Origin of the sequence: Nostoc linckia z4 (assembly GCF_002608075.1) — a bacterium.
Lineage (GTDB): Bacteria > Cyanobacteriota > Cyanobacteriia > Cyanobacteriales > Nostocaceae > Nostoc > Nostoc linckia.
Genome location: NZ_LAHA01000023.1, coordinates 62,198 through 86,766 on the forward strand (window position 1 = coordinate 62,198; position 24,569 = coordinate 86,766).

At 41.7% G+C, this 24,569-nt stretch carries 11 protein-coding genes and 1 pseudogene; 6 read left to right on the plus strand and 6 right to left on the minus strand.

Annotation, left to right across the window (positions count from 1 at the left end):
- Positions 1–448: 448 nt before the first annotated feature.
- The gene (locus VF06_RS18770) at positions 449–6,169 is read right to left on the minus strand and encodes an alpha-2-macroglobulin family protein (protein WP_180267343.1); all 5,721 of its coding nucleotides are present in this window, start codon (positions 6,167–6,169) and stop codon (positions 449–451) included.
- 262 nt (positions 6,170–6,431) lie between these two features.
- Here VF06_RS18770 and pbpC point away from each other — a divergent pair, with 262 nt between their 5' ends.
- Positions 6,432–8,741 carry a penicillin-binding protein 1C gene (gene pbpC / locus VF06_RS18775; RefSeq protein WP_099069483.1) on the plus strand — a complete coding sequence of 770 codons (2,310 nt, stop codon included), beginning with the start codon at positions 6,432–6,434 and terminating at the stop codon, positions 8,739–8,741.
- 409 nt (positions 8,742–9,150) lie between these two features.
- Here the strand turns inward: pbpC and nspC are convergent, their stop codons facing one another.
- From nspC to VF06_RS43390, 3 genes and pseudogenes are all read right to left on the minus strand, one after another.
- A complete protein-coding gene (gene nspC, locus VF06_RS18780) occupies positions 9,151–10,290 on the minus strand; it encodes a carboxynorspermidine decarboxylase (RefSeq protein WP_099071734.1) in 1,140 nt (379 codons plus the stop codon).
- A gap of 2 nt (positions 10,291–10,292) precedes the next feature.
- Positions 10,293–11,105: a saccharopine dehydrogenase family protein gene (locus VF06_RS18785; RefSeq protein ID WP_306419439.1), complete on the minus strand. Its 813-nt coding sequence runs from the start codon at positions 11,103–11,105 to the stop codon at positions 10,293–10,295.
- A pseudogene (locus VF06_RS43390) lies at positions 11,106–11,495 on the minus strand (saccharopine dehydrogenase family protein); the annotation flags it as partial.
- Between the two features lie 484 nt (positions 11,496–11,979).
- On the opposite strand from VF06_RS43390, the gene VF06_RS18790 reads away from it, so the two are divergent.
- The gene (locus VF06_RS18790; RefSeq protein WP_099071736.1) at positions 11,980–12,222 is read left to right on the plus strand and encodes a hypothetical protein; all 243 of its coding nucleotides are present in this window, start codon (positions 11,980–11,982) and stop codon (positions 12,220–12,222) included.
- A gap of 378 nt (positions 12,223–12,600) precedes the next feature.
- Positions 12,601–14,829 carry a photosystem I core protein PsaB gene (gene psaB / locus VF06_RS18795; protein ID WP_099071737.1) on the plus strand — a complete coding sequence of 743 codons (2,229 nt, stop codon included), beginning with the start codon at positions 12,601–12,603 and terminating at the stop codon, positions 14,827–14,829.
- Positions 14,830–15,348: 519 nt separating this feature from the next.
- Here psaB and VF06_RS18800 read toward each other — a convergent pair.
- Entirely contained in the window at positions 15,349–17,388 is a 2,040-nt protein-coding gene (locus tag VF06_RS18800; RefSeq protein WP_099071738.1) for a heavy metal translocating P-type ATPase, read from the minus strand.
- Positions 17,389–17,639: 251 nt separating this feature from the next.
- Between VF06_RS18800 and VF06_RS18805 the strand changes: the two genes are divergently transcribed.
- The 3 genes from VF06_RS18805 (at position 17,640) to VF06_RS18815 (ending at position 21,031) form a co-directional block, all read left to right on the plus strand.
- On the plus strand, positions 17,640–18,764 hold the full coding sequence (locus VF06_RS18805; protein WP_099071739.1) for a precorrin-8X methylmutase: 1,125 nt from the start codon (positions 17,640–17,642) through the stop codon (positions 18,762–18,764).
- A gap of 664 nt (positions 18,765–19,428) precedes the next feature.
- The gene (locus VF06_RS18810) at positions 19,429–20,259 is read left to right on the plus strand and encodes a hypothetical protein (RefSeq protein WP_099071740.1); all 831 of its coding nucleotides are present in this window, start codon (positions 19,429–19,431) and stop codon (positions 20,257–20,259) included.
- 133 nt (positions 20,260–20,392) lie between these two features.
- Positions 20,393–21,031, plus strand: a complete 639-nt coding sequence (locus VF06_RS18815; protein WP_099071741.1) for a ThiF family adenylyltransferase — start codon at positions 20,393–20,395, stop codon at positions 21,029–21,031.
- Between the two features lie 259 nt (positions 21,032–21,290).
- On the opposite strand, the gene VF06_RS18820 is transcribed toward VF06_RS18815, so the two are convergent.
- Positions 21,291–23,927 carry an EAL domain-containing protein gene (locus tag VF06_RS18820; protein WP_099071742.1) on the minus strand — a complete coding sequence of 879 codons (2,637 nt, stop codon included), beginning with the start codon at positions 23,925–23,927 and terminating at the stop codon, positions 21,291–21,293.
- Between the last annotated feature and the right edge of the window lie 642 nt (positions 23,928–24,569).

Genomic DNA, 24,569 nt, shown 5'->3' on the forward strand with positions numbered 1-24,569 from the left:
TCATACGTAGATGTCAATAAATGTAGTGGCGTGTCAAGCCTTAAATGTTGGAATAGATTTTATTGTGGGATGGGTGTCCTCACCCGTCCGGGCGGGCAAGATGCCCACCCCACAAGAGTTTATTAATGCACTATTTTAGCCTTGTCACGCTAGTAGGGTGTGTTATGCCGTAGGCTAACGCACCTCTGTAGACTGTACTATAGCAATTGAGGTGCGTTACGCTTTGCGATAACGCACCCTACCATTGTTTTATGTTTAATTAAGTTGACCTACTTATCATATCCGGCTGAGTCAAAGCGCCGGCTTGGGGGGTACACCGAAGGGGTTGCTGCTGTGTGTAGCTTGCTTCCCGTTCCGTAGCGTTTCGTAGAGAAGAGAAGGGTACGGCGGACGCAAAGAGGTTTTTATTATGGGTCATTAGGCGGACAGTATATTATATCTTAAGTTGTCACGACTTATCCTCAACCACCAATGTAGATTCAGCAGTGCGCCCAAATTCTTCTGGTGCATATTGTAAATGCACTTGGGCACCAGGCCAAGAAAATGTCCCTGGTGTCACAGAACGGACTAAATAATGCAAGCTGTAAACTCCTGGTTCTAGATGGTCGGCGTAGGCGATAATGCGATCGCGATAAATATTCTTAAACCCAAGTTCCCAACTATCGGCTTTTGCTTGTAATGCGGCCGTAGCAGTTTGAAAACTCGCGTCTACGGCTTCAAAACCAGCTGGCAATGGGTCTTTTATTACTATATGGTCTACGGGGCGATCGCTGATAATTTCTAAACCAATATCAAACACTTGTCCGGTGGCTAAAGTTAAGGGTTTATCCAAGGCATAAAGACCTGTTTTTTGTAAAACTTTCTCTTCATTAACTTGACTAATTTCTCGTGTTATGCGTAACCCATTAAATCTACCCGGTTGATTTCCTTGCAAGCGATAATTATAAGCAACCAAATAATGTAAGCTGCCATTCCCTGATTTTTGTAGGGTTAAATCGTGACGCCCACGAGGTAATTGATTCATGGGTAAATTTAGTTCTAAGCTAGGATTTTTATAGCCTTGAAAGCGATTTTCTCCTAACTTTTTGCCAGCTAACTGTACTGTGGCAACAAAATTCGGTGGTGTGGGTTGTAGTTGGCTATAATCTACCAAAGCTGTTAAAGCTTGGGCATTATTATAGTCAGTTTGCCAAGTGCCATTGCGTCGCAGTGCAAGGAGACTTTGTAACAATTTATCTATGACTTCAGGCTTGCTTTGTTTGGCAATGAATAAACGTAAAGCTTCCGCCTGGGTTGCAGTGGATGAATTCATCCATCCCCAACTAGTCGGTAAACTAACAACTGCTGTGCGTCCAGTTTCATAGATATTTTGTTGCAGTTGATTTACTAATTGTTGAGATTCGTCTTGCCATTCTGGGAATTGAGATAAATATCGCGCTAGTTTAATTTGAGTTACTGCATCAAAATTATTGCGCTGTTCGTAAATATCTGCCAGGAAAGTATTGCGCTTTTCACCTAGTTCTGACAAAGCAATTAAAGTTTTTAATTGCAGTTGTCTTTTACATAGTAGTTGTTTACAAAAATCGTATTCTCCGGGGTTGGCTAAAACTTTTTGTAAATAAGTTTTGAGGCGAGACAACATTCCCGCATCCACTAATTTGGGAAACGCCTGATTTGCTTTCACCAAAGATTCAGCAGCATAAGCAGAAACCCAAGGATCGGATTTTTCTTGTCCGGGAAAAGCAGCAAAACCACCATCAGCAATTTGCAGTTTTGCTAATTGTTCAATTGCTTGATTTGCTTGTTGGCTGGGATTAAATTCTGCAAATTTTTGATTGTATTTTTGGGTAATCGTTTGGAGATTTGCTGCAATTATTAATTGACTTGCTGCTGGTTCTGTAAAGGGTAAATCATTATCTGCTAAAACCTGTTTCGCTGGTGCTTTAATTTCGGGAATCAAAGTACTCGCCAATTGAATATTTAAACCTCCCGCATCAGGGAAGGTATTTTTATCAACATTTAAGGGAATTTTTACTTGTTTTGTAGTTACACCAGTTTCTACAACTTGTTCTGTAATTTCAATTGGCTTAACTTCCAAAGGAACTTCAAAAGCATCTGCGGCTGTATTATTTAGCTTGGTGGTAAAGCGGACTTTCCCGACTCCGACGCTATCAGCTACCATTGGAAACCGATAAGCTTGAGTTGTAGATTCAGCTGTGGTTTGTAAAGCAGTAGTTGTGGGGTTTTTCTCGGCAAATTTCACCGTACCGCCAACTTCGCCATTAATTGAGAGATTTCCGGCGTTCCCGGTGTTGTTAGTGACGGATAAACCAGCCAGAAGGCGATCGCCTGGACGGGCAAACTGTGGCAAAATGGCATTAGTTAGCAGTGGTTTGGTGCTGATAAATGTGGCATCGCCGTTACCGAAACGCAGATTTCCATCAGTGGCCACAGCCATCACCCGCCATGTAGTTAAGTCATCCGGTAATTTAAAGGTTATCTGTGCGTTACCATTAACATCGCTGAGGATAGAACCGTTATAGTAAGCCAAGGGTTGAAAATCAGTGCGGGTGCGAGTATTTGCTGCACTACTTGAAAAACCACCGCCATAACCCCAACCTTTTGGTTTGGCTACATCCTGCGGTTGTAAAATGACATCTGGTCGATTATCGTTAAAACGGGTAGAAATCGGTTGTTCTGCATAAACTGTATCTACCAAATTCGGCGGACGATAACCAGAAAGTTGTAACACTGCTTCATTCACCACCATGACTGTAAATTGTCCTTTGGTGGGGTTTCCTTGGTTGTCTTTTAATTCTAGTTGTACTGTTTCCTCAGCACCAGGTTCTAATGATGCTTGCAGTGGCTTAACTTGCAGTTTTAAATATTTATCTTCCAAGTTAACTTTAAAAGGTGTAAAACCAATTTTCACTAAGTTATCTAAACTTCCTGCTTCCACTTGGTTAATTGGTTTACCTTGTCTGACTAATACAGCTTCCACGGCTGCATTAGGTAACATTTCTGGTGTTACTTGAAATTGAATTTGTGGCGCGCCTCCTTGAACTTTGGTAATTTGCTGATAAATTGGTTTGTCTTTGATAACAGCAAAATATAATTCTGCATCTGGGTAGGGAGATTGAATTAATGCAGTAGCAGTTTCGCCTGGTTTAAATTCTTTTTTATCTAGCTTCACTTCTAAAACATCTTTTTCTCTTGTACCCCAAAATACTGGTTTTTCTCCAGTTGCCCAAATTTGTAAATCGGTGGCACTTAATTCATTTTTTTCATCGGTGAAATTTGCGCGAATGCGATAGGAACCAGATTCAGAAGGTGTTAAATTTACTATTTGTGGATTACTATCAGATGTAATTTCTGCTTGTTGGATTGTTTGATATTCAACTTGATTTTTTGGTGTCTGGCTACCTTCCACTAATTGTGTGACACTGCTGTATTTTATTTGTTGTAATTCCAGCCGTAGCCGTTGACCTGTAATTGCTTTTCCTGTAGGGTCAGTTACAATGGCTTCAATGGGGAAAGCTTTACCAGCATCAGCGATAAAATTGCTTTTTAAACCAATCAAACGATTACTTGGTAAGGCTGTAAATGTTTGAGAATTGGCTACTGAAAGATTAGAAACATCTGCAACTTGGACATCAACTTGATAAGTCATGGGATATGGCAAATCTTTAGCCACGGTTACTGTTTGGCTAGTTTTACCATTAGCATCTAATTGGGTATTAGTTTGCAAGACATCGCTAGATACAGTGGGAGATTCTTCCGGCCAAAACCATTGTCTACCAAAACTAAATTCCTCCCAACCTTTGGGAATAAAATTCGCTTGTTGGCGAGTGATAAAATACTTCGCTTCTCCACCTTCTACTGGTGCGCCAAATAAATAATTGCTGCTGGCATTAATATTCACCTTTTCATCAATGAGAGCAAATTCTTTATCTAAATTGAGTTCGACTTTAAAGTTCGGTGGTTTAAACTCAGCTACCCGAAATTCACCGGAAATTTCTAGCCCGTTTTTACCTTTGCCCTGGATTGTATAATAACCCAAACGTTGACTTTTTTGGATGGGTAATTCTAAAGAAAAAGTACCAAATTCATTTGTGGTTTGTGTGCCTAAATTAATCTTTTGTCCGTCGGGATTTATGAGAGTTAATTGATAAACAGCATTTTTATCTTGCCCAATTACACCGTTTTGTAAATAATCGGCAAAACCAGTCAACCAAGCTTTTTCCCCTGGTTGATATAACTGTCTATCTGAAAAAATTACCCCCCGCGATTCTGGTTTATTATCTTGCCAACCGGCATCAATGCCATAGCCATAAACGCCGCTATATTCGTCAGTTCTGCCAAATGCCCAATCTTGATTTTCACGGGCAATTACTAATACTTGGGGTGACTTTATAGAACTTTGATTTTCTGAATTACATTGCTGTAATTGTTCCCGATTAACTCTAAAAGTGCCATTGTCATCAGTTGTACCTGTGGCACAAGGTACGGGTTCTGGACGGGATTTTGCTTGTAATTGTGATTGATAAATTTCAATATTAGCTGCTTTCACTGGCGAACCATCATTAAGATGATTGACGCGAATTAATCCTGATTCTGGAAACCATTGAGTGAATACGCCCAAATTTGTCAATTCAACCATGCCATAGGTAGTAGGTTCCCGCCACAATTCCTTACCGTTTTCTTGATATTTATTGGTGCGGGCTTGCACTCCATAAGCTAACATTCCTGTAGCAGCATTGATTTTTTCTCTGAGAGGAACGGTAACGTCAACTGATTGATTTTTCTTACCTGATACTTTGAAACTTTGCCATTCAGCAGGTTTGGGTAAGAAATCATTACTATAGTTAAAATAAACTAAATCTGTGGGTTTAACTACTCGATAAGCGGCTTTGTATTTTGATTCTGGTAAATTTACCGTACTAATATTTAACTGTAAATCTTTACCTGAGGGAAAAATATTTAAATCTGATGGAACCCAGATATCCCCGGCTAAATCTCCGGTATCATATTTAATGGTTATCGGTTTACCTAAAGTTTGTCCAAATTTATCTTTGAGGTTACTGTTAATCGTAATTGTATAGGTTTTTGCTGGTTCTAATGCATAAGGATTGATACCCACAATTTTATCTTCATCGCTGACTTGGAGAAGTCTGGCGATATCTTTTGGTGCAGGATTGATGGTAATATTTTGTTTGGCGGAATCTGCAACTAAAATGTTGTTAAATTCTAACTGGGGACTGCCTTTAATAAATCGTCCGTAAGTTCCCCCTGCATCTGGTTGTCCGTAAAAGTTAATTTGCTTAAATGCCAAAGGCGAATAAGTTGCTAATTTACTAGCAAATTCTTTTTCTGTGGGAAGATTGCCATAAGCGGGAAGTATTCCTGGAGAAAAAACTAAGCGATAACGAGTTGCTTTTTCCAGATTTTGTTGTGGTGTAATATTATAAATCCAATTCCGGGCGGAAGGGTCAAATTTTTCTAAAGGTTCTTCATCTGCCGATGGCTTTTCTTCTTTATTTAATTGGACTTGGAAACTTACACCTTGATTTTTACCTTCGGGAATTAACTGTAAATGTTCTTGTACGGAATTTAAATTTAATTCGACGTTGGAAGTAAATTGTAATTTTTCTTGTAAATTTATGGGTTCGGCGTCGGCTTTTTCCATTGGATTGACGCCTGGTAAATTGGTTAAGTTGATAGATTCGGTATTAAATGTCCAAGCTAAATCTTTGTCTAGACGATGATTTTTTAAATCCGCTAAACCGGCTTTTAAGGTAACTTGTAATCGGGTGGCTTTTGGTAGTGCTTTTTGGGCTTGGAATCCCACCATACGCGGTGTTAAAAAGCGAAATTCTCCTGGTAAGGGCGGCCAAAGAGCAAATTTTTGTAATAATTTTTGTTGTTCTGGACTGTCAAGATTTTCAACGGGAATTAAGGCTTCTTTAAAGCGGATGCGGATTTGGTTGAGGGGTTTGGCTTCTGTGATGGGGCTTATTTGTTCAATCCAGTCTGGGAGTTTTGGGGGGGTGAGGGGGGAGACTGTGGGGAGTTGTTCTTTGGTTGAGGTGATACCAAGAAAGTTACAGGCTGATATGGTTAGTGAAAGTGTGAAAATTAGAAGATATTGGATTAAAGTTTTGATAAGCATTTTTTTAGGAGTTTAAAATAATCACGCACAGGCCCAGAGGCGCAAAGAAGAGTTGGAGGAGAGTTTATTTATATTGATAACTAATTAAGTATGGTTGTTCCAAAAATAACTACAATTCTTAACTTTGAAGCAGAATTGATGTGATATAAATATTGATTTAAGTTTGCTAAGTTATTACAAATAAATTATTAAGTGTTTGACATGTTTAGTGATGTAGATGTAATTGGTGCGTCAGAATTAAGGTAAGTTTGGTTGGGCAGTGATGAAACGAATTTTACGAATTAAGCACGCTAAAATTATCCTGGCTGTGCTGGTAATCTGTGTGTTGGTGCGTTTGTTGCCTTATTTTGCACCCATTCGTGCAGCAGATATAGCCCAGAATCACTTGGCAATGCAATTTAGCGATCGCAATAATTTACCATTAGGGACGTTACTAACTCGCGACCAAGAGCATACATCAGTGGTTGCCTTAAATCAAGTTTCGCCGCAGTTTATTCAGGCAATTTTAGCGGCTGAAGATGCTAGCTTTTACCAACATGGCGCGTTGGATATGAAAGCGGTTGTTCGCGCCACCAAAGAAGCCATCCACGCCAAACGAATTGTTTCTGGTGCTTCCACAATTACTATGCAGTTAGCGCGGATGTTAGAACCAGTGCCGCGTAACTTCTCTGGTAAAATGCAAGAAATTTGGCTAGCTTGGCGATTAGTCGCAGGGATGAATAAAGATGACATACTCTGTGCATATATCAATCGCTTGCCAATGGGAGGGAATATATATGGTGTGGAAGCTGCGGCGCAGACTTATTTTTCCATCCCCGCCAGTGATTTGAATCTCGCACAAGCAAGTTTGTTGGCTGCTATTCCCAATAATCCCACTTATTTTAATCCTTACGCACATTGGGAACGATTAAAGCAACGACAAAAATATGTGCTAAATCGTATGGTACAGGAAGGATATATCAGTGAAGCGATCGCCACCCGCACATCTACAGAAAAAGTTGTCTTTCAATCTCGCCAACCAGGAATTATCGCCGCACCACATTTTTTATTTTGGTTAGCAAATCAATTTGATAAAACCCAAACACCAGAAATTTCCCCGCGTTTCCCCATTCGCACAACTATAAATCGTCCTCTGCAACAATTTGTGGAAGCACAGGTACAGCAAGTAATTTCTTCTCTGGCTGCTAACAACGTCCACGATGCAGCTGCGTTAGTCATTGATAACCACACAGGCGAAGTTTTGGCTTATGTCGGTTCCCCCGATTATTTTAATGAAGTCAAACTCGGACGCAATGATGGAGTCCAAGCCCTACGTCAACCAGGTTCTACCCTCAAGCCTTTTGTCTATGAACTCGCCCTAGAAAAAAATCTCATTCGCCCAAACACCATTTTGGCAGACGTACCCGCCCATTACGCCATTCCCGGCGCAAAACTCTATAGCCCAACAGATTATACTGAAAGTTTTCTCGGCCCGGTGCGGGTGCGAATCGCTTTAGCAAATTCTTTAAATGTACCCGCAGTGCGGGTGTTAGAAAAAGTAGGCGTGGAAAATTTTTTAGAACGCCTGCGTCAACTAGGCTTTGAACACCTCAATCAAACTCCAGAACATTATGGTTTAGGTTTGACTTTGGGTAGCGGCGAAGTCACTCTCTGGGAATTAGCCAGTGCATACTTAACCATAGCACGACAAGGAGATGCTATTCCTTTATTAACCACATTGTCCCATTCCCCAATCCAAAATCCAAAATCTAAAATCCAAAATTCGACGACAATTTGGCAATTAATCATCAACATCCTCAGTGACAACCACGCTCGTGCAACAGCTTTTGGTGTAGACTCTGTGTTAAATTTACCTTTTCCTGCTGCTGTTAAAACTGGCACTTCTTCTAATTTTCGCGATACTTGGACAGTGGGCTTTACTACAAATTACACCGTTGCAACTTGGGTAGGTAATTTCAACGGCGAACCGATGCGTCAGGTTTCAGGGGTTACCGGTGCAGCACCTCTGTGGAATCGAATTATGTTACATCTGCACGAACATCAAGAACCAGCAGCTTTTCCATCTCCAGAAGGTTTAATTCAACTACCTGTTTGTGCAATTTCTGGTTTAAAACCAACACCAGATTGTACTTCCGTGGTGCAAGAATATTTCTATCCGGAAGATAAAAATAATTACGAAACTGCAAATAAATTTGACTTGCCATCAGAGTATAATGAATGGCTAGCAAAACAACAGCGATCGCATTTAATTTCTAATAATTTAAGAATCGTATCTCCCCATCGTGGCGATGTATTTTTATTGTATCCAGGTCAACAAGGACAGCAAAAATTAGAATTCAAATTAGTAGGAAATCAATCTCTACCTGTGGAATGGTGGCTAAATGGTGAAAAATTAGAGACCAACTCAGCTAATTCCTTGTTTTGGTATTTACGTCCTGGCAATTGGACTTTGGAAGCAAAAAGTGGCGCAATGACCGATAAGGTAACTTTTCAGGTGGAATCGACTAAAATTCAGCCTACACGTCGAGGATTTTCTATTAGTAATTCCCAGGTAAAATCAAATCATCCATAATTATTTATCATTGCAGCCCGCCTAATAGGGGAAGGGGGAAGGGGGAAAGGGGAAGGGGGAAGGGGGAAAGGGGAAAGGGGAAAGGGGAAAGGTTTCAAATACATCATATCAAGTTCGGAAAATCACTTACGATTAAAAATTCTCCGCGTCCCCGCGTCTTTGCGTCCCCGCGTCTCCCCCTCTCCCTTGTCTCCCCCTCTTTGCAATTTTCACCTGAAAGGAAAGGGGAAAGGGGAAAGGGGAAAGGTTTCAAATACATCATATCAAGTTCGGAAAATCACTTACGATTAAAAATTCTCCGCGTCCCCGCGTCTTTGCGTCCCCGCGTCTCCCCCTCTCCCTTGTCTCCCCCTCTTTGCAATTTTCACCTGGAGAGAATGATTCCAATAGCAGCACAAATAGCCAGCGTTCAACCAAGTCTTGCACGATAGTCTTCATAAGAAAACTGACGCCAAAGCTCAAATGTGCCATCTTTTTTGAGCAAGCCGATTGATGGATGTACCACGCCATTAAACATAGTGCTTTTCACCATCGTATAGTGCATCATATCCTCAAATATGAGGCGATCGCCAATTGCCAATTCATGCAAAAAGGCGTAATCACCAATAAAATCTCCTGCTAAACAACTAGAACCACCCATACGATACACTTTGTCTTTTTCCTGTGGTTCATGCGCTCCTTGAATCACGGGTTTATAAGGCATTTCTAGACAATCAGGCATATGAGCAGTAAATGATACATCTAACATCACATGGGTAAGATCCCTGGTGGGAATTAGATCTTGCACAGTGGCCAGCAAAAATCCAGTTTCCCAGACAATTGCCGAACCCGGTTCCAGAATCAATTCAATATGTGGGTGGCGATTGTGAAATGCACATAAAACGTCAATTGCATGAGCGATATCGTAGCTTTGATGAGTCATTAAGTGCCCACCACCGAGATTTAACCACTTTATTTGTGGCAAAAATTCTCCAAAAAAGTGTTCTATATTTGCAAGGGTTTTTTCCAAAGCATAGGAATCACTTTCACATAAATTATGGGACAAAAATCCTTCTACTTTCTTTGGTAGAGTATGGCCAATGTACTCCGGTAAAACTCCAAGGCGAGTATTGGGCTGGCAAGGATTATAAAGCATTGTTTTCACTGGCGAGTATTGGGGGTTAATGCGAAGTCCCACCGATACTTGAGAATCGGAATTTTCAATGAGCGGGTAAAATCGTTCCCACTGACTCATTGAGTTAAACGTTATATGAGAAGCATAACTGAGAATCAAAGGTATATCTGCTTCACGATAGGCAGGGGAATATACATGAATCTCCTTGCCAAATTTTTCCTTAGCCAGCTGCACTTCCCACAAGGAACTTGCTGAAGCACCTTGGAGTGTGTTTTGTATTAAAGGAAAGCTATGAAACAAAGAAAAGGCCTTGAGAGCAAGAAGTACTTTGATGGGTGCTTCTTGCTGCACTCGTTGAAATACAGCAAGATTTTGCTCAAGACGTGCTTGCTCTAATACAAAACAAGGTGATGGCACTTTGTCGATTTGCGTCATCCTTACTCCTTCTCAAACGGGGATGTGCCATCGATGACCTCATGCCATGATAGTCCCAAAGGGCCAAGCAGCTTCATAAAGGGATCGGGATCGCACTGTTCGACATTAAATACTCCAGGTTGTTTCCAGAAGCCATTAACCACCATCAGCGCACCAATTACCGCAGGGACACCTGTTGTGTAGGCGATCGCTTGCGCTCCAACTTCCTGGTATGTTTGAGCATGGTCGCAGTTGTTATATACGTAGTAGCTGCGCTCTTTTCCTTCCTTGACTCCACGAATATAGCAGCCAATGGATGTCTGTCCCGTATAATCCTGTGCTAAGGATGAAGGATCTGGAAGCAAAGATTTGAGAAATTTCAATGGAACTACTTTGAATCCTTCATAATCAACTGGGTCAATGCGTGTCATACCAATATTTTGAAGTACTTGAAGATGGGTGATATAGCTTTGTGAAAAAGTCATCCAAAACCTCGCCCGTTTCAGAGTTGGAATGTGTTTCACAAGAGATTCCAGTTCCTCATGATAAAGAAGATATGACTCTCTCTCGCCTATTTCTGGATAAGGAATTGGACGGTGAATCGAAAGAGGAGGTACTTCTACCCACCTGCCATTTTCATAATATCGTCCATTTTGGGTAATTTCTCGGATGTTAATTTCTGGATTAAAATTGGTCGCAAAAACTTGCCCATGATTCCCAGCGTTGCAATCAACAATATCGAGGTAGTGAATCTCATCAAAATAGTGCTTCAGGGCATAGGCGCTAAAGACTCCCGTCACCCCAGGATCGAAACCACATCCAAGAATAGCAGTAATTCCCGCCTGTTTGTAAGGCTCGTGATATTTCCACTGCCAACTATATTCAAATTTTGCCTCGTCTGGAGGCTCGTAGTTTGCGGTATCGAGATAGTTAACTCCCACCTCCAGACATGCATCCATCAACGCTAAATCTTGATAAGGAAGTGCCACATTAATGAGAATATCAGGGCGAAATTCTTTGAGAACTTCCACTGTATTGTTGACATAATCTGCATCAAGGCTAACCACCTTAACTTTTGGTGATTGAACGCGTTCCGCAATTCTACGGCATTTTTCCAGTGTCCGACTGGCCAAAAGAATTTCTGAAAACTCTTGTTGTGCAGCACATTTGTGTACAACAACGTTTCCTACACCCCCGGCTCCAACTACCATTACTCTAGCCATGCTACCTCCTGAAAAAAGTGACTTTTACATTTTCTGCGAACTGCCCAAATTTTCAATAGCTAATCACGGAAAAATTCTACAACTAAACATGAAAAAGGTTTTTGTCACTTGTTTTACTGAGTGCATACCCCAAGTTTACTAAGTGTATTTTCAGTGCTGATAGTACCGGCACAACTCCCACAGCCACATTCACACTCAAAGAAATTTGACAGTTAACTATACTAATGGTCTGTGGCACTAGTTCTGACAGAATTGGTAAAACTCATTTGTAATTTTCTAAAAACTCAAAAATTTAACCAGAATTTAAAGTCAAATTTAATTTAGTTGCTGAGAAATGTGTAATTGAAAATACATAGCGAATTCATATCGAATCACCTCTTGAGGCTAACCGCGCATTTAGTCAAAGTAGTTCTCAAGAATGATGTAGTGGTTAGTCAATATTTTAAACTATGAAAGCGCACACAGTAGAAATAGATAAAAAAAGTCGATGAAATTCCCAGAGACTCAAAATACAAAAACAGAGAATAATGTTCATGTTGCAGAGAACACATTTGAAAATATTAATGTTCCAGAAGCTCGAAAATCTCAGTCAATAAAGCAAGTGCAAAAACATAATGCTATCGCTAATCAAAATTTCCTTAATCGATTAGTTGGCTATGGCTTACTGCTAGTTATCTTGGCTAGTTTTTTATTTATTGTCGCCATTTACTACGGAATTATTAAACCCTGAGTAATTTAATTTAGTTATTGAAGAAGAATTCAGAAATCAGAATGGACTAAACACCCCGCTACCGCTAACAGTAGTCAGAATAAAGACGCGACGCTTGAGTACTCGTTACCGCATTAATATGTCTGGTAAATGACAATTTTAATTAACGACAATATCATCCGTTAGTTAGATGGAGTAGTAGTAAATAATTAGTTTATTACAAAAATAGCAATGAATTGCATCATGTAGCAGTCCTAAATCATTTGTGAAATATTACTGCCCAGGCTGTTGTTTGACCTCGAATTTAAAGCTGAAAGATTGATGATTCAATTACAAAAAGTTACTAGCTCACTAGAACTAGTAATTGGATTAACGTTTAAGGAGAGGTAATTAAATTGCATGGCCAAAAAGTATCCTAAATTTAGCCAGGATCTCGCACAAGACCCGACTACGCGTCGGATTTGGTACGCGATCGCCACAGGAAATGATTTTGAAAGTCATGATGGTATGACTGAGGAAAATCTTTATCAAAAGATTTTCGCTACTCATTTCGGTCACGTAGCAATCATTTTCCTGTGGGCATCTAGTCTATTGTTCCACGTGGCGTGGCAAGGTAATTTTCCACAGTGGATTCAAGATCCGCTGCATATCCGCCCCATCGCTCATGCGATTTGGGATCCTCATTTCGGAAAACCAGCGGTGGAAGCCTTTACCCAAGGAGGCGCTACCAATCCTGTTAACATTGCTTACTCTGGTGTTTACCACTGGTGGTACACCGTTGGAATGCGGACAAACAATGACCTCTACCAAGGTTCAATTTTCTTGCTGCTGTTAGCTGCATTGTTCTTGTTCGCTGGTTGGCTGCACTTACAACCCAGATACCGTCCTAGCTTGGCTTGGTTCAAGAGTGCTGAACCTCGTTTGAATCACCATTTAGCAGGTTTGTTTGGTGTTAGTTCTCTGGCTTGGGCGGGACATTTGGTTCACGTTGCTATCCCCGAATCTCGCGGTGTTCATGTTGGTTGGAATAATTTTTTAACAACTTTGCCGCACCCAGCAGGTTTAGCACCTTTCTGGAGGGGTGATTGGGGTGTATACGCCCAGAATTCCGATACCGCAAGGCATGTGTTTGGCACATCCCAAGGCGCAGGCACAGCAATTCTGACTTTTTTGGGTGGTTTTCATCCCCAAACAGAGTCACTATGGCTGACTGATATTGCTCACCATCATTTAGCGATCGCAGTCATCTTTATTGTTGCCGGTCACATGTACCGCACGAACTTCGGGATTGGTCACAGCATCAAAGAAATGCTCAATTCCAAAAATTTCTTTGGCATCACAACTCAAGGCCAGTTCAACTTACCCCACCAAGGGCTGTACGACACCTACAACAATTCTTTGCACTTCCAGCTATCTATACACTTGGCAGCGTTGGGTACTGCCTTATCGTTAGTGGCACAACACATGTACTCTCTGCCTCCTTACGCCTTCATTGCTAAGGACTACACAACACAGGCAGCACTGTACACTCATCACCAATACATCGCTGGGTTCTTGATGGTTGGTGCCTTCGCCCATGCTGGTATTTTCTGGGTACGAGACTACGACCCAGAGCAAAACAAAGGTAACGTCCTTGACCGGGTACTCAAACACAAAGAAGCGATTATCTCTCACCTGAGTTGGGTGTCGCTATTCTTGGGCTTCCACACCCTTGGGTTATACGTCCACAATGACGTTGTGGTTGCCTTTGGCACTCCTGAAAAACAAATTTTGATTGAGCCGGTGTTCGCTCAATTTATCCAATCTGCTCACGGAAAATTGCTGTATGGTATGGATGCTTTATTATCTAACCCAGATAGTATTGCCTATACAGCTTGGCCCAACTACGCTAACGTTTGGTTACCAAATTGGCTAGATGCCATCAACGATAGTACTAACTCCTTGTTCCTCACCATTGGCCCCGGTGATTTCCTAGTTCACCATGCCATCGCTTTAGGTCTGCACACTACCACCTTGATTTGTGTCAAAGGTGCTTTAGATGCCCGTGGTACCAAATTAATGCCTGATAAAAAGGACTTCGGCTTTACCTTCCCCTGTGATGGCCCTGGTCGGGGTGGCACTTGTCAAACTTCTTCTTGGGAACAGTCATTCTATCTTGCTATTTTCTGGATGTTGAATCTCCTTGGCTGGGTAACTTTTTACTGGCACTGGAAGCATCTAGGTGTTTGGCAAGGTAACGTCGCTCAATTCAATGAAAACTCTACATATCTCATGGGTTGGTTCCGCGATTACCTTTGGGCTAACTCCGCTCAATTGATTAACGGTTACAATCCCTACGGCACAAATAATTTATCCGTTTGGGCTTGGATGTTCCTCTTCGGACATCTGGTTTGGGCAACTGGTTTCATGTTCCTCATTAGCTGGCGTGGCTACTGGCAAGAGTTAATTGAAACTTTAGTCTGGGCGCACGAACGTACTCCCTTAGCTAACTTGGTTTACTGGAAAGATAAACCCGTTGCTTTGTCCATTGTCCAAGGTTGGTTAGTAGGTTTAACTCACTTTACTGTGGGCTATGTTCTTACCTATGCAGCATTCCTCATAGCTTCAACTGCCGGCAAATTTGGGTAAACGGAAACAGGAAAAGGGGAGCAGTGTAATTTCATTTTCTAAAATTTGGTAACAGCTGTTTCTCCCTATTTTCTGTTAAGAATTGCCTTGTGGTTGAAATCTATAAAAAGCTTCTGACCTTAGTCATCATCCCCCTACCGTTAGGTTAAAGGGGGATTTCTATTTGTTAGGAATTTCCAAGTATAGCAAAGGACTAGTGACTGGGTCAAAAGTCTTTTGATGTCTGAGTTTTCTCGTTTGTTAATGTCCTAACCACCAAGGCTTGTGCGATAAAAAAATATTCTATTGCTACAGTCAACAGTCAACGCTTTAATCAGATTGAAGAAGAATACAGAATTCAGAATTCAGAATTCAGAATCAAGACGCTCTCTACGAGACGCTACGCGAACGCGGACACGGCTTAGCTGCGCTATCCGCCAGTCGTACAAAAAACATTGCTGAATTCTGACTCCTGACGCCTTTATTCTGTTTTGATAATTTATTTTCTGGAATTCTCTGATTACAAGTCCACGACAGAAATCATTTCAGCAATCTCAGACCACTGAGGGTAACTAAAACTGTGGAACCTTCATGACCAATGACGCCGATGGGTAAGTTAATATTTCCCAAAAAATTGCCTACTAAAAGTAAGACAATAAAACCCAACGCTACGACTATATTTTGTTTGACTATGAGTTGCGATCGCCTACCTAAATGTATGGCCACAGCAATTTTTTCTAATTTGTCTGCCATCAAAACTATATCTGCGGTTTCCAGTGCCACATCACTACCCGCACCTCCCATCGCTATACCCACAGATGCTTGTGCTAAAGCTGGTGCATCATTAATACCATCGCCCACCATAGCCACAGTTTGATACTTTTGCTGCAAACGACGAATAACGTCTAGCTTATCTTCTGGCAAAAGTTGAGCATACACCCGCTCAATTCCCACCGCTTTGGCGACACTATTGGCAGTTTCCTGATTATCCCCAGTTAACATGACAATTTGCTCGACTCCCAATTTTTTTAATCGACTAATAGTCGCTGCTGCTTGCACTCTCACCTCATCTGCAATGGCAATGATACCCATGACTTGATAAGAGGACGTGGGGACAGGGAGACGCGGTGACGCAAAGAGTGTTTGTGATAAGTTCCCCGCGTCCCCCGAAGTTTGGATCGGAGGAAGCCTCCGCTCCAACTTCTCTCCGTGTCCCCGTGTCCCCACGTCCTCTTCCCCTGCTACCCAAACCACGGTTTTACCTTCTTGCTCCAAACTTTGAGCCATTTGTTGCAATTCTTCTGGTAAATTTGTTACATACTGCTGCAAAAAAGTGGCATTGCCGACAATTACCTGTTGTTCTTTGACAATTCCTACAATTCCCTGTCCAGGTATGGCTTGTACTCCCACTGCACCAACCCAATTCAAATCAGCCGCGGCTTCTACAATTGCCTTACCAATGGGGTGTTCCGAGGATGATTCGATACTTGCCGCAGCTTTTAATACATCTGCTTGTGTGTATTTACTATTTGCAATCACTTGGAATACTTGCACCTGTCCTATGGTGAGAGTACCAGTTTTATCAAATGCGATCGCTCGGACTTTGCCAATTTTCTCTAATTGTGCGCCATTCTTAAATAAAATCCCTTGTCTTGCACCATTGGCAATTCCAGAAAGCAGGGTGGGCATAATTGCAGCCATCAAGGCGCATGGAGAAGCTACCACTAAAAAGGTAAGGGCGCGATAAATGGTGGTTTCCCAATCCCAACCCCAGAGAAATGGCGGTAAAGTTGCTAGTAATATCCCACTTACTACAATGACTTTGGCATATCCTTTTTCAAAGCGATCGATAAATTCTTGGGAAGGTGGGGCTTGTGTCTTTGCTTGTTCCACTAAACGAATCACCCGCACAATCAAACTACTTTGGGCTGGTTTGTGGACTTTAATTTGCAATGCACCATAGCCGTTGAGTGTACCAGCAAAAACTTCTGCACCGACTGTTTTTTCTACAGGTAAAGACTCACCTGTAATTGCAGCTTGATTGATGGTACTGTAACCAGACACGATAATTCCATCTGTGGGAATTAACTCTCCGGGTTTAACGACAATTTCATCGCCAACTTTTAGCTGACTGATGGAAACTTCCTCTTCCCTTCCCTGAAGCAAAACCCTTGCTGTATCCGGTGTCAAACTCATTAAACTCCGAATACTGCGCTCAGTTCGCTGCATAGCGTAACCTTCCAGTGCGCCACTGATGGCAAAGATGAGAATCAAAATTGCCCCATCAATAATTAAATAATATTCTCTCCGCCATAAGCCCAAACTAGCAGCACCAATGGCGGCGACAATCATCAGCAAATCTACATCAAGTTCTTTTTCTTGGAAAAGGGTAGTCAATCCCTCCCGCGCACTTTCGTAACCACCAATGACATAAGCAGCAGGTAGCAACAGCAGCGCTACTTCCAAAGCACCGAGATGCAAGGCGAACCATCCTAGAAATAACAGTAGCCCACAAACTAAGGCTGCTAACATATCTGCGTGTTCTCTGGTGAATTGGGTAAAACGCTGTGGGTAAAGCATAAGAGGTGAATTAAGAGGGACTTTCTCAGGCTAAACCTTGACATTAATGTTAATGTCAAGCTCTATAATGATTTTGAAACGCAAAGGAGCGCTGAGGGAAGCGCAGAGGTACGCGAAGTTAGATGTTTATTTGTGTTCTGGGAGGGTTTTTGAAAAGAAAGTGTTATCAAGGCTTGGATGAAAATGCACCACCATCTCTTCAGTCGGCTTGTGGAGAATTACAAAGAATTTTGCGGTTGTTGGAGTAAATTATGAATGCTGGTTGTTTGACTATTAAGGAACTTACTGAAGCGGTTGGTGGTGGTTTGACTCCGCGTATGGTGCGGCATTATCATCAATTGGGGCTGTTACCGCAACCGATACGATCGCCAAGCAATTATCGTCTCTACACCCAAAAAGATGTGGTGCGTTTGCAGCGCATTGTAGCACTCAAGCAACAAGGATTTCAGCTAAATCATATCCGCCACATTTTAGAGGTGGAACCAGAGGCGGATACAAATCAAAATTTGATGTTGCAACTACAACAGCAATATCGAGCCGTAATACAACAAATTTCCCAACTGCGACAAACTGCATCAGCATTAGAAGGATTATTGGGACGCGATCGCCATTGTCAAATTATCCAGGCGGAAGTCCTCGCACAACTGAAGTTACTAGATGTGGAAACCCAAGCCGGATTGGGAGGACTGGCAAAATTATGGAGTGGTTTGGATGCCCAAATTCATACACACTCAGAGGCTTTTTCGGAATCGTTGCAACGCTTATTACCCGATTTATCAGAACGTTCGGAAATTGAACGACACTTAATTTCGCAGTTGGTTTTGGCTTGTGGCGATGTCAGTTTGGTATCTTTTGTCAAATTGAGTAGAGATGCGATCGCAGCTAGTCGCAAAGCTTTATCTGACAGCTGTCAAATTGTTGTCGATACTCAAACTGTTGCTGCTGCTTTGGATCGAACTCGATTATCTCACTTGGGATGTCGCGTTGAAACTTTAATTGATAATCCCCACATTACCACTGCCACAGAGGCAGAACTCGCCTTTTGGCAACACCAACAATGGCGTCAAAAATTGCAACAAGTAACTCCAGGTTGCGTCCTGGTAGTTGGTTATGCACCCTCAGTACTGCTAGAAATTTCCCTCGCCATATCTCAGACGGACTACACCAATCCTAAAATTCAGCCTGCACTGGTAATTGCAATGCCCATCGGCTTTAGCCACGCTCCCGCAGCTAAGCGACAATTAATGCAACAACCAATACCTTATATTACAGTCGAAGGAACTTTAGGAGGTGGCGCTTTAGCTGCAACTGCCTTGAATGCTTTGGTGGAATCACTAATTGATAAACCAGATTGTCATTGTTATCTAAGTCAGTAGACCTATGAGCAAAAGTAACTTTTGCTCATAGGGGGAAAGGGAAAAGGTTAATGGTTCGACAAGCTCACCAACCGGGAAAAGGGTTTTTATTTGCCCTTTCCCCTTTACCCCTTACCCTTTTCCCCACTTCTGTTAGAGTTGACTGTCAACAGTCAACAGTCAACACTTAACAGTCTTCTGTGGAATATTTTTTTACTTGCAAGTCCCTTAACAAATGCCAAATATAATTTTGTCCAAAGAGTGGTAATATTTTTGTATTATATTGTAATATATAAATATCCTGCGTGCCCTAACTTGTGTGAGCCTACATACTAGTACGAGAGGAAGGTAACACTGTCAAATGCAGTGGGCGTTTGTAAACGGGGAGTGCGAAGAACCTGGAAAGTGGGCTTGAAAGTAGCCATCTTTAAAAGAGTGTGTAATAACTCACCAGCGGAGTCCCTCTAGTAACTGAGAAAACGCAATGCTCCACCGACTTGCACGCAAATTAATTCGTAATTTCTGATTAAGAAAGTTATACCGATTCAGGACTTACGCAAGTGTCACAAAAAATCAATTTTTTTTGCTTGTAGTAAGGACTTCAGTCCTTATTAGAGGACTAAAGTCCTTACTACAAACTTAAAATAATATGCCAGTTGCGTAAGTCCTATAATTAATATTACTTATGACTAACATATTTAAGCTAATTAACGAAATTGCTAACGTAGAAGCACAGTTGTGTAACACGCAGTTTCTTGCACCTTGTGTAAAAGGTGGACGAGTTCGCACGCGAGTAGCAGGGATGGTCTACACCTTCAGACCAAAGCCTAGTAAATTTGAAGGTTGGGGTATTTTTCAGCCTGTGGATGAGAAGACAGCCACAGTTGTGGAAGAAGCGGATTTACCTCAAATTGCAGAATACTTGCAACACCTTCCCCAAATCCGACTGCGGTTAGTACGCCAACTGCGGGGACAAACTTGGTTAGCATACCCTGTAAATGAAGCAGATGTGCGCCAACGCTTGCAGGTGGTGAAACCGATGGCCATTCATCTAGTAACCGAAGGTACGACCTTTGACCAAATCATCGCCCGTTGGAATGGTCATTCATGCTGGTTTGAGGAAATCGATCGCCGTACCGATCCGATTATTGTTGAAACTCTGCAATCAGCGGTTAAGCAACTCGTTCCGCTTGGAGAATTGCACTTCAAAGGCATAACCCCAGAAATTCGCACAGTGTATGAATTAGCAACTGCACAAATTGATGGCTTCCACCAACCCCAACAGGATGAAAAGCGACTCAGAAAAGCATTGCATATGGGTGGCGGTGAATTAAAGCAATTCCAAGATCGTGGCGACTACTGGACAGTGGATTGGACAACGGCTGATGGCGTTCGCCACAGTAGTGCGATCGCCAAAACTGATTTGACTGTAATCAGTTCTGGTATCTGCTTAAGTGGATACGATGGCGACTTTGATTTGCAATCTTTGGTTGGCGTCATCGAACAACAACAGTAGCCATCACCCATCACCCATTTAAGTTGCACATTTTTTGTGTTACTTGTTGACGGTTGACGGTTAACTGTAAGCAGTAAACGAAAAACAGGTTTAATACCTAATCTAAAATCCCAAATCTAAAATTCAAAATCAAATGACTATCTTTTTTCACGAACAACTTTACCGCAGCAATGCTGTGATGGCAAAGTTGAAAAACTATCCTGTAACTATTTGTGGGGCGGGGGCATTGGGAGCGAATATTGCGGAAAACTTGACTCGGTGTGGTTTTGAGAAACTGACGGTAATCGATCGCGATCGCATTGAGGAACGCAATCTTTCCACCCAGCCTTACTATCGTTCTGATGTCGGAGCATTCAAAGCAAAAATCTTGGCAAACAATTTATATCGAGCAATTGGTACTAAAGTTGATGCCAAAACAAAAGAATTGACTCCGGCAAATGTAAATCAATTACTCCAAGATAGCCAATTAATTATTGATGTTTTTGACAATAGTGTGGCACGTCAAATACTCAAAGATTATGCTGATAAATTTAGCATTCCTTGTCTTCATGCTGGACTAGCAGTTGATTATGCAGAAGTGATTTGGAATGAATTTTATCGCGTTCCTTCTGAAGTAAATGATGATGTTTGTGATTATTCCTTGGCACGAAACTTAGTAATATTAACTGTAGCTGTAGTATGTGAAACCATTATCTCATTTATTGCCACAGCAGAACAACGTAACTTCACGATTACCTTGAAGGATTTGAGCGTTCAATCTTTATTTTTATAGATGGCGATCGCTCCCAAATATAGTTGAAGACTTATCATTAAGACTGACGCGGGGACGTTAAGGGAAAAAGGGGAAGGGCAAAGGGGAAAGAAAAAACCTTTACCCTTTACCCTTTAACCCCTTCGGGGTGACGCTCCTTCGTCGCTAACGCTGACGCTAACGCCAGTCGCTCATGGGGGAAACCCCCAAGACCGCGCTGGCTCACCTTTTCCCAAAACCAAATTCCGAGATAAATCCCTTTTCCCCCATTTTACTAATCCTAGACCGTTGGTCGTTTACTTTCGAGGATTTCTGTTGCTTTCTGGGCAGAAAGTGGTCGGTAGAATAGAAAACCTTGTACATCCTCGCAATGGATAGACCTCAAAAACTCCAATTCTTCTTCGTTTTCTACACCTTCGGCTGTCAGCCTCAATCCCAAATTCCGCCCCAAGCTAACTATAGCTTTGATAATATGAGCGACTTTGACATCGTGTGTCAAATCTTGAACAAAAGACTTATCGATTTTCAAATTGTGGAGTGGTAAAAGCTGTAGGCGGGAGAGTGAAGAATGACCAGTGCCAAAATCATCGATGGAGAGGTGAACGCCCATTTGCTGTAAATCTTGTAGTACGGTGCGGGTGAATTCTAAATCTTCAATGGCTGTGGTTTCAGTAATTTCTAACTCTAAAAAGTGAGGTTCTAGCCCTGTTTGTTGGAGAATTTTAGCTACAGTTTCTACTAATTGCGGTTGCCGAAACTGTTTGAGGGAAAGATTAACAGCCATCATCAGTGGTGGTAATCCTGCATCTTGCCAAGCTTTATTTTGCCTACAGGCTGTCCGCAGTACCCATTCGCCGATGGGTACGATTAGTCCACTTTGTTCGGCTAGGGGAATGAAAACACTGGGGGCGACCAATCCCATGTCTGGGTGCTGCCAACGCAACAAAGCCTCCATTCCAGTAATTTCACCTGTGGCAATGCTTACACGAGGTTGATAGTACAAAGAAAATTCTTTGCGTTCTAGGGCATAGCGCAAGCTTTTCTCTAAAGTTAGGAGTTCGGGATTTTTGGCACTCAAAGAAACGCTGTAGAATTGATAGTTATTTCGTCCTTTGTCTTTAGCATGATACAAAGCGGTATCGGCGTGCTGGATTAGCGTTTCAGCATTGGGACTATTGCTATCAAGCAAAGCAATACCAAGGCTGGCACTGATATAAAGTTCATGCCCTTGGAGATGAAAGGCATTTTCTAAGGTTTGTAAAATTCTCTCGGCTACTTGGGTGACTTCTTCGATATTATTCACTCGTGGGAGTAAAATTATGAATTCATCGCCTCCCCAACGGGCTACGGTGTCTCCCTTTCTAAGGGAGTCGTTTAATCTTTGGGCGACTTCTTTTAATAACTTGTCTCCCAGTGTGTGCCCAAGTGTGTCATTAATCACTTTAAAGCGATCTAAGTCGAGGAAGATTACAGCTAAACTTTCGCCCTTGCGACTGGCGTTGGGCAGGGCTTTGTTGAGCATTTCGTCAAAGAGTAGACGATTGGGTAACCCTGTGAGCATATCATGGAGGGCTTGATAGCGAATCTTTTCTTCTACTTGCTGGCGTTGCCGCGCACCTGTAATACTGGCAGCCATTGTCAACAAAGTGGATTCTTCGTGCCTCGACCAATGACGTTCATAGGTGCAGTCTGCTAAACCAAGGTAGCCCCAAAACTCGTTCTCTAAGCGCAGAGGTACTAAAAGCAGGGATAGAACCTTGTCTTGAATCAACAATTCTTGTTCGGCAATGGGGAATGTCCGGGTGAGTCCGCTAATTGACTGACCACTGGAAAGAACATCGTACCAACGGGTTAATCCACAAGCTTGATAAGGCTGATTTTGCCAATATTGGTAAGTAGGTTGGATAAAAGAGCATGTCCATTCAAACCGCAAGCTCACTGCTAGTTCTCCTGTAGCTGGATGGGGATGATTTTGAAATAGATAAGCGCGATCGACTTTGGCGGCTTCGCCCAAAACAGCTAGAGCTTTCTCAATGCCTGTTTCGTAGTTCATTTCGCCTAACAAATAATTTGCAGCTTCGGCAACTGCTTGCAGCAAGCGATCGCGCTGGCGTAGTTCGGCTGTAGCTTGTTTTTGCTCTGTAATATCCCTGGCAATAAAAGTTCTAATTAAATCACTTTCACGAAGATAGAGAACTGATTGTTCAAAAACTTCTGTACCTACTTCCACCTCCCGCATAAATGAATTTGTTTCTAAATTTTTAACTGCACTCAACAGTCCTTGTAAAATTGGGTGTTGCATCCCAGTTTCCCTGAGTTTAGGAAACTTGAGAGTTGCGGCTGGATTGAGATAAGTTACTGTTCCCTCTAAATCCATCTCGATAATTGGATTAGGAATGAGTTCTGGGAAGGATGCAAGGCGAGCAAGAGCAGCTTCACTTGCTGCTTCAAAGGTGGGATCGACAGCCAAGGTTTGAAAGGGATTGGCAGGTTCGGCTTGCTCTGATAAAAAACTAGATAAATCTTCAATCTCAGAAGATTCAGAAAATGCTTGTTCAGAAAGATTGGAAATAGCATAATATTTAGCCTGAGCTTGATTACTGCCAAAAAAGATGGCATCTCCATGCTTGAGATTGTGAGAATAACATCTCTCGCCATTCACAAATAACCCATTGGTACTTGCCTTTCCCTTATAGTTTCCATCAATAATCTGAAAGCCATATTGTTCGGTTTCTGGTACAGTTACTCGCAATAAAATAGCATGTTGCATTGATACTGACCGAGAAGCTAGGACAATGGTATTCGCGGAATGCCGTCCTAGAGAATAAGTAGCTTCTCTTAAGGGGACAGTTCGCCGTCCCTGTAGGTCTTGGATTACCAACAGATGACGTATTTTTTCCCGCTCATTTCCTAGCATGATTCTTCCTCAAATTCTCATATCTTTGTGTCTTAGTCTGAAAACTCATCTTCCCAGAAGCTGAGATTTTTCAGTTCTGCTTTTGGGAATTTTACTCAATTAAATTTATCGCTATCTTTAGATTACAAAATTTATATGATGTTCCCAACACCTTTTCATTGAGAATTTATCTTCTACCATGAAAAGCTAAATTCTTTAATTAAGCTATTGGGCTTTTCAATTGTATGCTTGTTTGTTAAGTTTGTTGACGATTAACTGTCAACCATTAACGTCAAAATATGTGCAAATTAAATGCGTCACAGCTTAGTTTTTGCCGTATAAGTTCTAGCTGTTTTCTTAATTCATGCATCATTTATTAACTTTTTTCCTTACTCTAGATCGTCTAACCTTTCCTCATTTAGGATACCCAAAATAAAATAAAATACAGAATTATCTACTTGGTATATTTGCGGATTTTTATTTTTAAGTGATGTTGAAATTACGAAAAATCCACAGTGTAGTACAAATTCAAAATAGAAAATTCACATATTAAGAAAGTCAGACAGAACAAAGATCTGGGAGGATATATCTGTCGCATTGTTTTTTTTAATAATTCTGATAAAGCAACAAATCTTCATTTTATTTCTAGGAAATAAATTGAAG